Source organism: Amycolatopsis sp. NPDC003731 (genome assembly GCF_053586895.1).
In genome coordinates, this window is sequence record NZ_JBSFNC010000043.1 from 20,575 (window position 1) to 35,350 (window position 14,776).

At 70.8% G+C, this 14,776-nt stretch carries 15 protein-coding genes; 4 read left to right on the top strand and 11 right to left on the bottom strand.

Annotation, left to right across the window (positions count from 1 at the left end; genetic code table 11):
* The first annotated feature begins 33 nt into the window (after window positions 1-33).
* On the top strand, window positions 34-564 hold the full coding sequence (locus tag ACWDN5_RS19785) for a GNAT family N-acetyltransferase (RefSeq protein ID WP_310971036.1): 531 nt from the start codon (window positions 34-36) through the stop codon (window positions 562-564).
* A gap of 7 nt (window positions 565-571) precedes the next feature.
* On the opposite strand, the gene ACWDN5_RS19790 is transcribed toward ACWDN5_RS19785, so the two are convergent.
* Window positions 572-2,305: a glycerol-3-phosphate dehydrogenase/oxidase gene (locus ACWDN5_RS19790; protein ID WP_310971037.1), complete on the bottom strand. Its 1,734-nt coding sequence runs from the start codon at window positions 2,303-2,305 to the stop codon at window positions 572-574.
* A 235-nt stretch (window positions 2,306-2,540) separates the two neighbouring features.
* On the opposite strand from ACWDN5_RS19790, the gene ACWDN5_RS19795 reads away from it, so the two are divergent.
* Entirely contained in the window at window positions 2,541-3,290 is a 750-nt protein-coding gene (locus ACWDN5_RS19795) for an MIP/aquaporin family protein (RefSeq protein ID WP_310971038.1), read from the top strand.
* A gap of 31 nt (window positions 3,291-3,321) precedes the next feature.
* Window positions 3,322-4,836: a glycerol kinase GlpK gene (glpK, locus tag ACWDN5_RS19800; protein WP_310971039.1), complete on the top strand. Its 1,515-nt coding sequence runs from the start codon at window positions 3,322-3,324 to the stop codon at window positions 4,834-4,836.
* A 483-nt stretch (window positions 4,837-5,319) separates the two neighbouring features.
* Here glpK and ACWDN5_RS19805 read toward each other — a convergent pair whose 3' ends face one another.
* The 6 genes from ACWDN5_RS19805 to ACWDN5_RS19830 form a co-directional block, all read right to left on the bottom strand.
* Entirely contained in the window at window positions 5,320-6,123 is an 804-nt protein-coding gene (locus tag ACWDN5_RS19805) for a VOC family protein (RefSeq protein WP_449677321.1), read from the bottom strand.
* 80 nt (window positions 6,124-6,203) lie between these two features.
* Complete coding sequence (locus tag ACWDN5_RS19810) at window positions 6,204-6,851, bottom strand: class F sortase (RefSeq protein ID WP_449677322.1); 648 nt, start codon at window positions 6,849-6,851, stop codon at window positions 6,204-6,206.
* 82 nt (window positions 6,852-6,933) lie between these two features.
* A complete protein-coding gene (locus tag ACWDN5_RS19815) occupies window positions 6,934-7,539 on the bottom strand; it encodes a hypothetical protein (protein WP_310971042.1) in 606 nt (201 codons plus the stop codon).
* A gap of 207 nt (window positions 7,540-7,746) precedes the next feature.
* Entirely contained in the window at window positions 7,747-8,265 is a 519-nt protein-coding gene (locus ACWDN5_RS19820; RefSeq protein WP_449677323.1) for a hypothetical protein, read from the bottom strand.
* A gap of 41 nt (window positions 8,266-8,306) precedes the next feature.
* Window positions 8,307-8,774: a hypothetical protein gene (locus tag ACWDN5_RS19825; RefSeq protein WP_449677324.1), complete on the bottom strand. Its 468-nt coding sequence runs from the start codon at window positions 8,772-8,774 to the stop codon at window positions 8,307-8,309.
* 72 nt (window positions 8,775-8,846) lie between these two features.
* Entirely contained in the window at window positions 8,847-10,247 is a 1,401-nt protein-coding gene (locus tag ACWDN5_RS19830; RefSeq protein ID WP_310971045.1) for an NAD(P)H-quinone dehydrogenase, read from the bottom strand.
* Between the two features lie 126 nt (window positions 10,248-10,373).
* Here ACWDN5_RS19830 and ACWDN5_RS19835 point away from each other — a divergent pair, with 126 nt between their 5' ends.
* On the top strand, window positions 10,374-10,826 hold the full coding sequence (locus ACWDN5_RS19835) for a gamma-glutamylcyclotransferase (RefSeq protein ID WP_310971046.1): 453 nt from the start codon (window positions 10,374-10,376) through the stop codon (window positions 10,824-10,826).
* A 60-nt stretch (window positions 10,827-10,886) separates the two neighbouring features.
* Here the strand turns inward: ACWDN5_RS19835 and ACWDN5_RS19840 are convergent, their stop codons facing one another.
* From ACWDN5_RS19840 to meaB, 4 genes are all read right to left on the bottom strand, one after another.
* Window positions 10,887-11,729, bottom strand: a complete 843-nt coding sequence (locus ACWDN5_RS19840; protein ID WP_449677349.1) for a DUF559 domain-containing protein — start codon at window positions 11,727-11,729, stop codon at window positions 10,887-10,889.
* A 219-nt stretch (window positions 11,730-11,948) separates the two neighbouring features.
* Window positions 11,949-13,250, bottom strand: coding sequence for an amidohydrolase (locus ACWDN5_RS19845; RefSeq protein WP_310971047.1), 1,302 nt, complete (start codon window positions 13,248-13,250; stop codon window positions 11,949-11,951).
* 193 nt (window positions 13,251-13,443) lie between these two features.
* A complete protein-coding gene (locus tag ACWDN5_RS19850; RefSeq protein WP_449677325.1) occupies window positions 13,444-13,740 on the bottom strand; it encodes a hypothetical protein in 297 nt (98 codons plus the stop codon).
* A 49-nt stretch (window positions 13,741-13,789) separates the two neighbouring features.
* Window positions 13,790-14,773: a methylmalonyl Co-A mutase-associated GTPase MeaB gene (gene meaB, locus ACWDN5_RS19855; protein WP_310971049.1), complete on the bottom strand. Its 984-nt coding sequence runs from the start codon at window positions 14,771-14,773 to the stop codon at window positions 13,790-13,792.
* Window positions 14,774-14,776: the final 3 nt, after the last annotated feature.

Sequence of the window (14,776 nt, forward strand, 5' to 3'; positions counted from 1 at the left end):
CGGCTCGCTCCCGGCCTGGCTAGGCTGGGCGGAGTGGAACCGGTGGAGATCAACGCGGGCACGTACTACCTGCGCCAGTTGCGCGCCGACCGCCACCTCGACGACCGCCCGTTGCTGATGGAGGCGTTCGCCGATCCGACGCACCGCAAGTACGTCCTGAACTACCGGCTGCGCACCCTGGACGAGGCCACGGAGTACGTGGCCCTGCGGGCGGCCCAGTGGGCGGGCGACGAGCGTTGTTCCTGGGCGATCGCCGAGCCGACCTCGGGCCGGCTGCTGGGCGAGGTCGGGCTGCGCGAGCTGAACCTGGACGCGTCGTACGCCGAGGCGACGATCTGGGTCCACCCGGCCGAGCGCGGCAAGGGGATCGCGACGACGGCGTTGAACGCGGCGCTGCGGTTCGGCTTCGGCGGCCTCGGGCTGACCGAGGTCAGCTACCGGTACGAGGAGAGCAACGCGGCCTCGGCGATCGTCGCCGAGCGCTGCGGGTTCACCTTGGTGGGCCCGGAGGCCGAGCGGGCGCCGACCGGTGAGCGGCTGATCCGCTGGCACCGGACGTCGTGACCCCCGCTCAGCTCACCGGCTCCACGATGCCCGCCCGGGCCTCCGGCGCCGCCGACCTCAGCGCGTCCGCCGCTTCGTCGTTCGGCTGCGACTGGGACTTGCGCTCCGCCTCCACCCGGGCCCGGTAGACCTCGATCTCGTGCTTCACCGTTTCGGGCGACCAGCCGAGCACCTCGCCCACGAGCGTGGCCACCTGCTCGGCGCAGTCCACGCCGCGGTGCGCGTACTCGATCGAGATGCGCGTCCGGCGGGCGAGGACGTCCTCCAGGTGCAGCGCCCCTTCGTGCGAAGCCGCGTACACCACTTCGACGCCCAGGTAGTCCGGGGCGTGCTCGATCGGCTTCAGCAGCTCCGGGCGGCCTTCCGCCGAGGCCAGGACCTCGTGGACGAGTGAGCCGTAGCGGTCCAGCAGGTGCCTCACCCGGTAGGGGTGCAAGCCGTGCTCCGCGGCCAGGTGGTCGGCTTGGTTGACCAGCGCGTGGTAGCCGTCCGCGCCCAGGAGGGGGACCTTGTCCGTGATCGACGGCTGGGAGCGGCCCGGCAGGTCCACCGCCGCCGCGTCGACGGCGTCCGCCGCCATCACCCGGTAGGTCGTGTACTTGCCGCCCGCGATCGCCACCAGGCCCGGGGCCACGCGGGCCACCGCGTGCTCGCGCGACAGCTTCGACGTCTCTTCGCTCTCCCCCGCCAGCAGCGGGCGAAGGCCGGCGTACACGCCTTCGATGTCGTCGTGCGTCAGCGGGGTCGCGAGGACCGTGTTGACGTGCTCCAGGATGTAGTCGATGTCGTGCTTCGTCGCCGCCGGGTGGGCGAGGTCGAGGTTCCAGTCCGTGTCCGTCGTGCCGACGATCCAGTGGTTGCGCCACGGGATGACGAACAGGACCGACTTCTCGGTGCGCAGGATCATCCCCGACTCCGAGACGATCCGGTCGCGCGCGACGACGATGTGCACGCCCTTGCTCGCGCGCACCCGGAACCGGCCGCGGCCGCCCGAGAGGCGCTGCAGCTCGTCGGTCCAGACGCCGGTGCAGTTGATCACCGCGGCGGCCGAGATCTCCGTTTCGCGCCCGTCCTCGACGTCGCGCACGCGCACGCCGGACACCCGGTCGGCTTCGCGCAGGAACCCGACGACCTGGGTCGACGTCCGCACGACCGCGCCGTAGTGCGCCGCCGTCCGCGCCACCGTCATCGTGTGGCGGGCGTCGTCGGACTGCGCGTCGTAGTAGCGGATCCCGCCGATCAGCGCCGAGCGCTTGAGCGCCGGCACCATCCGCAGCGCGCCGGCGCGGGTCAGGTGCTTCTGCCCCGGAACGCTGCGGGCGCCGCCCATCGTGTCGTACATCAGCAGGCCGGCCGCGGTGTACGGGCGCTCCCAGACGCGGTGCGTCAGCGGGTAGAGGAAGCTGACCGGCTTCACCAGGTGGGGCGCGATCGTCGTCAGCATCAGCTCGCGCTCGCGCAGCGCCTCCCGGACCAGGCCGAATTCGAGCTGTTCCAGGTACCGCAGGCCGCCGTGGAAGAGCTTGCTCGACCGGCTCGACGTCCCGGACGCGAGGTCGCGGGCCTCGACGAGGGCGACCCGCAGCCCGCGCGTCGCGGCGTCCAGCGCCGTGCCCGCCCCGACCACGCCGCCGCCGATGACGACGAGGTCGAACGTCTCCTTGCCGAGCCGCTGCCACGTCTCTTCCCGCTTGACCGGGCCCAGTCGAGCCGGGTTCGTCTCCGCTGCGTGCTGCGCCACGTGACATTCCTCCTCGTGCCGGCGAGGCTTCCAGCATCGCACGACCCGGTGATCATCCGCCCGTCCACGGATGACACTTGTGGCGTAACCCTCCGCGATCTTGAAAAGATTCGGCTGCCCGGTGCTTGGAAGTAGCTTCTACGCCCCGGTAACGTCGCGCGGACGTGGGTCGGCAACGGGGCCGTGGCACGCCGTGATCGACCCTGCGCAGAGTGTCCAGTGTGGAGGTGCAGCGGTGAGTGCTGGAGCAATAATCGTCTGGGAACTACTGGGAACGGCCGCGCTGATCCTGCTCGGCAACGGCGTCGTCGCGAACCACGTGCTCCGTAAGAACAACGGTCACAACGCGGGCTTCCTGTTCATCAACTTCGGCTGGGCGTTCGCCGTCTTCACCGGCGCCAGCATCGCCGCCCCGAGCGGGGCCCACCTCAACCCGGCCGTGACCCTCGGCCTCGCCATCGCCGACAAGACGAAGTGGGCGGACGTCCCGCTGTACTTCATCGGCCAGTTCGCCGGCGCCATCCTCGGTGCCGTCCTCTGCTGGGCCGCCTACAAGCTGCAGTTCGACGACCACCCCGAGCCCGAGAACACCCTCGGCATCTTCTCCACCGCACCGCAGATCCCCAACACCGCCTGGAACCTCGTCACCGAGATCATCGGCACCTTCGTGCTGGTCGCCTGGATCCTGCTCAGCCCGGTCTACGCGGCCGGCGACGGCGGCACCCCGAACTTCGGCAACTCCGCACTGGGCTACGCGGGCGTCTCGTTCGTGGTGCTCGTGATCGGTACCTCCCTCGGCGGGCCGACGGGCTACGCCATCAACCCGGCCCGCGACCTGGGCCCGCGGATCGCGTACGCGTTCCTGCTGCCGATCAAGAACAAGGCCAACGCGAACTGGGGCTACTCGTGGATCCCGGTCGTCGGCCCGCTCGTCGGCGGCGCCCTGGCCGCTCTGCTGTACCTCGCCGTCCACAACCTGACCTGATCGCCCGTTCGACGGAAATCCGGGAGCACACATGACTTCGTACGTAGCCGCGATCGACCAGGGCACCACGTCCACCCGGTGCATGATCTTCAACCACGAGGGCCGCGTCGTCTCGGTCGACCAGCGCGAGCACGAGCAGATCTTCCCGCGCGCCGGCTGGGTCGAGCACAACGCGGAAGAGATCTGGGAGAACACGCGCCGGGTCGCGGCGGGGGCGCTGGCCAAGGCCGACCTCACGGCCAAGGACATCGCCGCCGTCGGCATCACCAACCAGCGCGAGACCGCCCTCGTCTGGGACAAGACCACCGGCAAGCCGGTGTACAACGCGATCGTCTGGCAGGACACCCGCACCGACAAGATCGTCACCGAGCTCGGCAACCTCGGCGGCGGCCAGGAGCGCTACCGCGACAAGGTCGGCCTCCCGCTCGCGACGTACTTTTCCGGGCCCAAGGTCAAGTGGATCCTGGACAACGTCGAGGGCGCGCGCGAGAAGGCCGAGGCCGGCGACCTGATCTTCGGCAACATGGACACCTGGGTGCTGTGGAACATGACCGGTGGCGCGGACGGCGGCGTGCACGTCACCGACCCGACCAACGCGTCGCGCACCATGCTGATGGATCTCGACACCCTGCAGTGGGACGCCGAGATCGCCGGTGAGATGGGCATCCCCCTTTCGATGCTGCCGGAGATCCGTTCCTCGTCCGAGGAGTACGGCAAGGTCCGCGAGAAGGGCGCGCTGGCGGGCGTCCCGATCGCGGGCATCCTGGGCGACCAGCAGGCCGCGACGTTCGGCCAGGCCTGCCTCTCGCCCGGCGAGGCCAAGAACACCTACGGCACCGGCAACTTCATGCTGCTCAACACCGGCACCGAGAAGGTGATGTCGCAGAACGGGCTGCTCACCACGATCTGCTACAAGATCGGCTCGAACGACACGGTCTACGCGCTGGAAGGCTCCATCGCCGTCACCGGTTCGCTGGTGCAGTGGCTGCGCGACAACCTCGGCATGATCACGACGGCGGCCGAGATCGAGGAGCACGCGCGCAGCGTCGAGGACAACGGCGGCGCGTACTTCGTCCCGGCGTTCTCGGGCCTGTTCGCTCCTTACTGGCGATCCGACGCCCGCGGCGCGATCGTCGGCCTCACCCGGTTCGTCAACAAGGGCCACCTCGCCCGCGCGGTGCTGGAGGCGACGGCGTTCCAGACGCGCGAGGTGCTCGAGGCGATGAACGCCGACTCGGGTGTTTCGCTCACCTCCCTCAAGGTAGACGGCGGAATGGTCGTCAACGAGCTGCTCATGCAGTTCCAAGCCGACATCCTCGGCGTGCCGGTGATCCGCCCGGTGGTCAACGAGACCACCGCGCTGGGTGCCGCGTACGCCGCCGGCCTCGCCGTCGGGTTCTGGAAGTCCGAGGACGACATCCGCACCAACTGGGCCCAGGACAAGCAGTGGGAGCCATCGATGGACGACGCCCGCCGCGAGCGCGAGTACCGCAACTGGAAGAAGGCGGTGACCAAGACCTTCGACTGGGTCGCCGACGAGGACTGACCGGCCGGGGCCGGGGGTGCCACGTCGTGGCGCTCCCGGCCTGGCTGTTCAGGCCTCCGCGCGCCGAGGTCCCGCCGCGCTCCCGGCTCGCCCGGCCGCACCCCCACGCCAAAGGCGCCACCCGGGCCCTCCCGGTCTGGCCGGTCGCATCGCCCACGGCCGAAGGTGCCGCCTCACAGCGCTCTCAGTCCGCCCGGCGCCCCTCCCAATGCCGAGCGCGCCGACGGCACTCCCAGCCGCCCGACGACCCCTCCCAACGCCGAGGCCGCCGACGGCGCTCCCGGCCTGGCCGGTCACACCTCCCACAGCCGGAGGCGCCGCGCCATGGCGCTCCCAGGCCGCCCGACACCGGCCGAGGTCGCCGCCTCCCGCTGCTCCCGGCTCACCCGATCGCGCCTCCCGCGGCCAAGTGACCACGCCCCCCTGCCAGAGCGCCGCTCCGCCCGCCCGGATCACACCTCCCAGCCCTCCGGCCCGCCCGGTTCACACCTCCCAGCCCTCCGGCTCACCGGATTGCGCGTTCGGGGCGATGATCACGAACGGCACTCCCTGATCGTCCGCCACCCGCACCTGCCGCCCGTACGGTGAGTCGAACGGCTTGCCCTCGACCGTGCCGCCCAGGTCGGTCACCTTGGCCGCGCTCTGGTCGGCGTCCGCCACCCAGAAGTACGCCGACCAGTACGACGGCACCTCGGGTGGTACCGATGCCGGCACCGTGCCGAGCCCGCCGATCGGGCGCCCGTCGATCAGCACCACCGCGTACGTGAATCGGTCGCTCGAGATGTCCTGGAAGCCGTAGCCGAAAATCTCCTCGTAGAACGGCTTCGCCGCCGCGAAGTCGCGGCTCATGCATTCGTTCCAGGCCAAGGTGCCCGGGGCCGCCGTGACCTGCGTGCCGATGTGGTTGCCGGCCTCCCAGAGCCCGAAGACGGCACCCGCCGGGTCGGCGGCGATCGCCATCCGGCCCTCCTTCAGCACTTCCGTCACCGGCACCACGATCTGCCCGCCCGCCTCGGTGATGGCCGTGGCTGTGCGGTCCACATCGGACACCGCGAGGTAGGTCGTCCAGAACGGGGGGATGTCCTGGCCCGGTGGGGTCCGGCCGATGCCGGCGACCGGGCGCCCCCGCAGCTGCGCCATGCCGTAGAAGCCGGTCTCCTCACCGCCCCGCTGCACGTCCCAGCCGAACAGGCCGCCGTAGAAGGCGATCGCCTTCTCATGATCGGGCACCATCAGGTCCACCCAGCCGGGCGTACCGTCCGGCCAGCTTTCGTCCCGGAACACCATGCCGACTCCCAACCCCTCGTCCGTGCCGCCGCTGGTGACGACCGGCACAGTCTTGCACCGGGCACCGACAAAACCGAAAATCAGGCCTGGACCAGGCGGGCGTACACGACGATGTTGTCGACGTAGTTGTGCGCGCTCCGGTCGAAGACGCCGCCGCAGGTGATCAGCCGCAGCTCGGGACCGGCCGTGTCGTCGTAGACGCCTTCGGCCTCGAAGTCCTTCTTCGGCACCTGGTGCACCTTCGTCACCTCGAAGACCACCGTGGTGCCGTCCTTGCGGGCGATCGAAACGCGGTCCCCGGCGGCCAGCTCCTTGAGCCGGAAGAAGATCCCCTTCTGGTGATTGCCGTCGACGTGCCCGAGGACGACGGCCGGGCCGACCTCGCCCGGCGTCGGCGCGTAGGTGTACCAACCGGCCTGCAGCGGCGTGGTCACCGGCGGCACCTCGACGGTGTTGTCCGGGTTGAGTCCCAGCGGGACCAGCGACGAGTGCGCGCCGATCTTCGGGATGTCGATGGAGACGGGTTCGGACTTGGGCAACGCCGCGACGGCCTCCTGGCTGTCCGCCTGCGGCTCCGGCGCGACCGCGACCGGCTGGGCCGCCGGCGGCTCGGCGGTACCCGGGCCGGGGCCGCCGCCGAGCGTCAGCGCCAGCACCACCAGCGTGGCCAGCAACGCGGCGACGACGGCGATCAGGACACCCCGTCTGTTCGTGATCCTCCTGGTCATGTCTCCCCCTGACTGGCGCCTGCAAGTTCACACGTCCGGGTGGTCCGTTCGGTTGCGTCCCGACGGTACCTCCGCGGCCGGATCAGCGGCGGCGCGCCCGCCGGGCCAGCACGAGCCCGGTTCCGCCGAGGGCCAGCACCCCCATGGCGGCCGCGGCCGGGAAGCCGGAGCCGTCGACCGGGCCATCGGTGCCCCCGGTCTGCGGCGCGCCGGACGGCACCTTGGCGACCTGCCTGGCCGCCGGGAGCACCTCGAAGACCGTGCTGGAGTCCTCGTGGGCGCAGTACATCGTCACGGTGTACTTGCCGGGCTTGACGTCCTTCACCACGGCGGTCGCCCAGGCACCGCTCTTGTCGAAGGCCAGCGCCGCCGACTGGACGGAGACCTTCTCGTCGGGCCCGTGCGTGCGGCAGACGAAGTCGAGCTTCACGCGCGTGCCCGGTACCGCCTTGCCGGGAACGACGGTCAACGAGCGGTTGATCCGGGCGATCGGGCCGTCCGGGAAGTCGGTGCCCGGGTCCGTCGTGCGCGGCACCGTCGGCATGCCGGTCGGGGACGGCGGCGCGGTCCGGATCGTGCTCGTGGACGGGGTCGCCGGTCCCCCGGTCGGCGTCGTGGCGAGCGCCGCGCCGGGCGCGAGAACCAGGAAAGCCGCGGCAACGCCCGCGACGACAACGGTGTTCTTCATTCTTTCTCCCCTGTCGATTCCGGATCGGAAAACAACGGGCGACGGCCACCGTTCGCAGTTCCCCCTGCTTCGGCCCCAGCCCCCACCTTCGCTTATCAAGACGTCTCCACCTGCGGTTGGTTGCGTCCGGAGGTCACGAATGCGTCGCGAAAACGCGCAGGAAAAAAGCCGCCCTCGGGCGGCTTCCGGTTCGGGGAAATCAGCGGATCAACGTCGCCATGATCGTCGCGCCAGCACGAGACCGCCACCGCCGACGGCCAGCACGCCCATCGCGCCGGCGGCGGCGAGCGGTCCGTGGCCGGCCGAACCACCACCGGTCTGCGGTGCGCCCGACGGCACCTTCGCCACCTGACGACGTTCACCCAGAACGGTGAACTTCGTGGTCAGTTCCGCGCCGCCGCAGGAGAACGACACCCGGTACACGCCCGGTTTCGCGGCCTGCACCACCGCCGCCGCGGCCGCGGCGGGCGCCTTGGCCGGGTCGTTCTGCGGGCCGACGCGCCGCAGCGCGCCAACCTTGAGGACCGGGGACGCCAGGTCGCGCGTGCTCGCGGCTTCGCAGCCGAGCCGGATCTGCACCTTCGCGCCGGGGCGGGCCGCGGTCGGCATGACGCGGAGGTAGGCCTTCGGGTTTCCCGCGTGCTTGGCCGGCGTCGCGGCGAAGGCCGCCGGGGCCGTGAGCAACAAGCCACTCGAAACGGCGGCGACGGCCAGGAACCTTTTCATTTCCAACCCCTCTTCCCTCCCCGGAGAGTTCTGGGGGGAAATCAGCCCGCCATGCTGCCGTCGCCGGCCTTCGCGGCGCCGGACGGCACCTTCGCGACCTGGGCGGCGGGCACCGAGAACTGCGTGGTGTAGGTCTGGCCGCCGCAGGTCACGCTCAGCGGGTACGTCCCCGCCGCGGTGCCGGGCTTGAGCTCGACGTCGGCGCTGATGTTCGCGTCGGCGCCCATGAACGGGCCGGGGGTGTAGTTGCTGAACGTCAGCACCGGCGAGGCGAAGGCCGGCGAAGGGCCATCGCACTTCGCCAGCGCGACGTTCGGCGCGTCGCGGACGTACTTGTCCACCAGCGTCTGGTTGATCGCGGTGTTCACGTTGAGCTGAACGCTGCCCGTCTTCGCGCTCGGCGCGGGGCTCGTGCTCGGGGCCGGACCAGTGCTCTGCGCCATCGCCGGTCCCGTCAGCGCCGTCGCCCCGATCACCGCTGCCGCAACGAAAACCACCGTCTTGCGCACGTTCGCACCCTTCGCGTCCTTCAGCCTTACAACCGACAAGACGCGGCGGGTGCGCCCGGGTTGCGTGCCGGATCAGTCGAGATCGTCGTGGCGCATGAGCTGGCGGCCGGCCTCGGTGATCGAGCCCGACAGCGACGGGTACACCGAAAATGTCAGTGCCAGGTGGTCCACTGTGAGCTGGTTCTGGACGGCGAGCGCGATGGGAAGGATGAGCTCGCTCGCCTGCGGCGCCACGACGACCCCACCGACGACCACGCCGGTGGCGGGGCGGCAGAACAGCTTCACGAAGCCTCGGCGGAGGCCCTCCATCTTCGCGCGCGCGTTGGTGGCCAGGGGCAGCATGATGGTGCGCGCGGGCACCTCGCCGGAGTCGATCGCCTGCTGGCTGATGCCGACGGTGGCGATCTCCGGGTGGGTGAACACGTTGGCGGCGACGGTCTTGAGCTTGATCGGCGCGACGCCTTCGCCCAGCGCGTGCCACATCGCGATGCGGCCCTGCATGCTCGCCACCGAGGCCAGCATGAGCACGCCGGTGCAGTCGCCGGCGGCGTAGATCCCGGGAACGGAGGTGCGCGAAACGCGGTCGACGGTGATGAACCCGCCGGGGCCGGGCTCGATGCCGACCTTGTCCAGGCCGATGTCCCTGGTGTTGGGCACCGACCCGACGGTCATCAGCGCGTGGCTGGCTTCGATCACGCGGCCGTCGGCGAGGTGGATCTCGACGCCCTTTTCGGTGCGCTCGACGCGGTCGGCGCGCGCCTGCTTGGCGACGGTCGTACCGCGCTGGGAGAAGACCTCTTCGAGCACGGCGGCGGCGTCGGCGTCCTCGTGCGGGAGGACGCGGTCCCGGCTGGAGACGACGGTGACCTTGACGCCCATCTCGGTGTAGGCGGACGCGAACTCGGCGCCGGTGACGCCCGAGCCGATCACGGCGAGGTGCTCCGGCAGCTCCTGGAGCTCGTAGAGCTGGCGCCAGTCGAGGATGCGCTCGCCGTCGGGCACGGCGCCGGGCAGGACGCGCGGGGTGGCGCCGGTGGCGATGAGGACGACGTCGGCGGGCAGTTTCTCGGTGCCGTCCTTGGTCGTGACGGCGACCTTGTGCGTCGCCAGGCCGGGCTCTTCGTCGCAGAAGCGGGCCTCGCCGGCGATGACGCGGACGCCTTCGCGCTGGACGCGGGCGCGGATGTCGGCGGACTGGGCGAGCGCGAGGCCCTTCACCCGGCCGTGGACGGTCGGGAGGTCGATGCTGGTGTCGGCCAGGTCGGTGTTGATGCCGAGCTCGCTGAGGTCGTGCATCTTCGCCAGCGCGCCGGAGCTCGCGATGAACGTCTTCGAGGGGACGCAGTCGTAGAGGACGCAGGCGCCACCGAGGCCGTCCCGCTCGACGATCGTGACGTCGGCTCCGTGCTGGGCTGCGACCAGCGCGGCTTCGTAGCCGGCCGGGCCCCCGCCCATGATCACGATCCTGGTCACCTGGGTCCTCCTCGGAGTGAGCGTGCGGTGCTCTCACCGTACGCGGCGAAGGTGACCGGACACTGAAGTGGGCGAACACGGCGAGTGCGTCCACTCGGGTGAGGGAGGTGTCGCTACGCTGTCGGCGTGCCGTTGTATGCCGCGTACGGATCGAACATGGAGCCCGCCCAGATGCTGGAGCGCGCGCCGCACTCGCCGATGGCCGGCACCGGCTGGCTGGAGGGCTGGCGCCTGACCTTCGGCGGCGAGGACCTGGGGTGGGAAGGTGCCCTGGCCACGATCGTCGAGGACCCGGGCTCCCGGGTGTTCGTCGTCCTCTACGACGTGACCTCGCTGGACGAGGACGGCCTGGACCGCTGGGAAGGCGGCGAGCTGGGGATCCACTCGAAGATCCGCCTCCGCGTCCAGACGATGGACGGCTCGGTCCTGGCCTGGCTGTACGTCCTGGACGCCTACGAAGGCGGCCTCCCCTCAGCGCGTTACCTGGGCGTCCTGGCCGACGCCGCCGAGGCGGCCGGCGCCCCCGCCGACTACGTCGACGACCTCCGAACCCGCCCCTGCTCCGGCATAACCGGCTAACCCGTGTCGACCCCCCAATCACGCGTGTCGACCCTTCAATCACGCGTGTCGACCGTTTGATCACGCAGCGCGGCCGGATCGCCGGTCGAAGGCGTCCCGCAACGCGGTCAGCAGACGGCTCGGATCCCGGAGGTCGGCCGCGGCGGCCCGGATGGTGATCCAGCCCCGAGCCGCCATTCGTTCGTCGCGTTCGAGGTCGTACTCGCGCCGTTCCTCGTGAGCCGCGAACCCGTCGTACTCGAGCGCGATCTGCCTGCTCGGCCACGCCATGTCGAGCACATAGAGCTTGCGGCCGTCGATGGTGGTCATCTGGTACTGGGGCTCGGGCACCGGAAAGCCGGCTTCGACGACGATCAACCGGAGCACGCTCTCGGGAGGCGATTCCGCCTTGCCCGTGGCGAGGTCCAAGAGCATCAAGGCCCTGTGGATACCTCGCCGGTCCCGGCGGTCGGAAAGCCGGTCGCGCACGTTCTCGCGGAGCTTCGCGCAGTGGTCCGGCGGCAGGCCTCGCATGGCTTCGTCGACCGCGGGAAAGGCCGCTCGCTTGTCCCCGTCGCAGAGGAAGTCGGCCAGTGCCCGATCGAGGAGGAACGTGGCGAGACCCTCGATTTCGATGACGTCCTGATCGCGGAAGTCACCCTGGTGCACCACCAGGCCGGCGCGCGATCGGATGCGCCGGGAGTGCGGCACCATCACGTGGATCTCGCGCTCGTCGGCTGACGAGATGCCATGCAGCGCAAGGGAAGTGACGCCGGCCAGCGCAACGGGAGGACCGACGGCGAGCAGCCCGGCAGCGGCTCTCGTCGGCAGCTTCAACAGGTCGGCGGCGTGCACGACGACACCTCGCCACGGCTGCGAAAGCAACCCTCGGTCGAGCCCTTCGAGGACTTTGCGTCGTCCCAAAAGCCTGTCAGCTTCGGCGCGCGATAGCACCCCGTGTCGTCTTGCCCACTCGGTCACAAGATCGAGAATGAGGCCCGGCCGAGCCAGGATGAAAGGGCCTCATCCTCGATCTGTGGACAACTACCCACCTGTGGATAACTTGTGTACAACCGTCCGTGCGGGAACGGTCGACACGCGTGATCAGAAGGTCGACACGCGTGATTGGAGGGTCGACACGGTCTAGGCGAGGGTGGTTAGGGCGGTGTGGACGAGGGTTCGGACTCCGCAGAGGAGGGCTCGCTCGTCGAGGATGAAGGTCGGGCGGTGGATGTCCGATTGGGGGGCGGGCGGGCCGGGCCAGACGCCCAGGCGGGCGAAGGCTCCCTGGACGTGCTCCAGGTACCAGCCGAAGTCCTCGCCTCCCGAAGACTGCTCCGTCGGGGCCACCGCGCCCTCGCCGAGGGCCGCCTCGACGCCGGCGCGCATCAGGGCCGTCGACTCCGGGTCGGAGACCACCGGGGGGACACCGCGGCGGTAGTCCAATGAGAAGCCGACGCCGGTGGGGGCCAGGAGCGACTCCACCGAGGAGGCGACCAGGGGCTCCAGGGCCGTCCAGACCTCGTGGTCGGCCGTGCGCAGGGTGCCGCGCAGGACGCCGTCCTGGGGGACCGCGTTGGCCGCCTGGCCCGCGTGGACCGCTCCCCACACCAGGACCGTCCCGGAACGCGGATCGACGCGGCGGGAGAGCACCGCGGGCAGGGACGTGATCACCGTGCCCAGCGCGTGGACCAGGTCCGCCGTCAGGTGGGGCCGGGACGTGTGGCCGCCCGGGGACGTCAGGCGCAGCTCGATCAGGTCGGCCGCCGACGTCAGGGCCCCGACGCGCATTCCGACCGAGCCCACCTCGAGCCGCGGGTCGACGTGCAGGCCGTAGATCCGCTCGACGCCGTCCAGCGCGCCCGCCGCGATCATGTCCAGGGCTCCCCCGGGCATGACCTCCTCGGCCGCCTGGAAGATCAGCCGGACCCGGCCCGGCAGCTCCGGCGCGCCGGCCAGGGCGCGGGCCGCGCCCAGCAGGATCGCCGTGTGGGCGTCGTGGCCGCACATGTGGGCCGCGCCCTCGGTCGTCGACGCGTAGGGCAGGCCCGTCGCCTCCGTCAGCGGCAGCGCGTCCATGTCCGCGCGCAGCGCCACGCACCGCTCGCCACTGCCGATGTCGCAGACGACGCCGGTGCCGCCCGGCAGCACCCACGGCTTGAGCCCGACCGAACGCAGCAGCGTGACGACCAGTTCCGTGGTCGCGAACTCGTGCCGCGACAGCTCCGGGTGCGCGTGGATGTGCCGTCGCCAGGCGAGCACGTCGGTCGCGTTGGCGCGCAGCCAGTCGTCCAGCCAGAACGGGCCGCGGCCCGCACCAAGGTCCTCCACGGGAGCCATGCTTACGCCGGCTTCGGAAATGAGCGCCTCGGACCCCTCCATGGGGTTGATGATGCGCCCTTGGGGGTCGCCTGGAACGTCCGGCCGTGAGTCGAGCACCGTCACGCCGCACCTCCTCCCGCAACACGGGTAACCCGCGCAGCGGCTGGGGTCACGCGTCGTGCCGATCGATCTGTACGCATTTGCAGACGATCGTGCACCATGCAGGCGGCAAGCCGCGCCTCGAAAAGCGCCGTCCTAGACGGCCGGTACCGGATCTGCGTTGAACGGCGTGGCTAGTTCGGCAAAGCCGAAAACCTCAGGACCCCTTGGCCCGCTTCGAACGGATCTTGCGCCCCCAGATCACGATGCCGAGCAGGACGACCGCGATCAGGCCCGCGACCAGCTTGTTCCGGGTCTTTTCGCTGTTCGCCTTGTCCGTCTGGGCCGGGTCGAGGACCGGCCCCGGAGGCTGGGTCTGCGCCGGCACCAGCGCTGCGGAAGACACGCTCACCGTCACGGCCACCGGGCGCACCGGCGCCGCGTACGCCGGCGACGCGGTGAACAGCACCACGCCGAGCAGCCCGACCAGGACCAGACCCCGCAGTTTCGCCATGTCATCCCTTCGCCACGACCAGGCATTCTGCCCGTGGACCGCCCGCACGTCAGCCACCGAACGCGTCGAGGATCCGCTGAGCACCGAGGGTAGCCGTCAGTTCACCGTCCCGCACCGCCCGCTCGACGTCAGGAACGACCGTTCGCACGTCCGGATGCACCGCCAGCCGACCGAGCAGCTGCTCGCGCACCATCGCCCAGGTCCAGTCGACCTGCTGCTGCCGCCGCCGCGCGTCGAGTTCGCCGGACGCCGTCAGCGTGTCGCGGTGCCGCTCGATCGCGCCCCAGACCTCGTCGAGCCGCAGGTTGTGCAGGCCGCTGCAGGTCAGCACCGGCGGCGTCCACGACGCTTCGGGCCCGTAGATCATCCGCAGCGCGCCGGCCAGTTCCCGCGCCGCGCGCCGGGCGTCCCGCTCGTGGTCGCCATCGGCCTTGTTGACCGCGATGACGTCGGCGAGCTCCAGCACGCCTTTCTTGATGCCCTGGAGCTGGTCGCCGGTGCGGGCCAGCGTGAGGAACAGGAAGCAGTCGACCATGTTCGCGACGGTCACTTCGGACTGTCCGACCCCGACTGTCTCGACCAGCACGACGTCGTAGCCGGCCGCCTCCATCAGCACGATCGTCTCGCGGGTGGCCCGCGCGACCCCGCCCAGCGTCCCGGACGTCGGCGACGGCCGGATGAACGCCCGTTCGTCGACCGCCAGCCGCGCCATCCGGGTCTTGTCGCCGAGGATCGACCCGCCGGTCCGGGTGGACGACGGGTCGACGGCCAGCACGGCGACGCGGTGCCCGGCCGCGGTCAGGTCCGTGCCCAGCTGGTCGATGAATGTCGACTTGCCGACACCGGGGACGCCGGTGATGCCGACGCGCTGGGCGCCACCCGCCGACGGCAGCAGTTCGACCAGCAGTTCCTGCGCCAGCGCCCGGTGGTCGTCCCGCTGCGACTCGACCAGCGTGATCGCCTTCGACAGCGTCCCGCGGTCGCCCGCCAGGACCCCCTTGGCGTAGGCGGTGACGTCGATCTTGCGCGGCAAGGG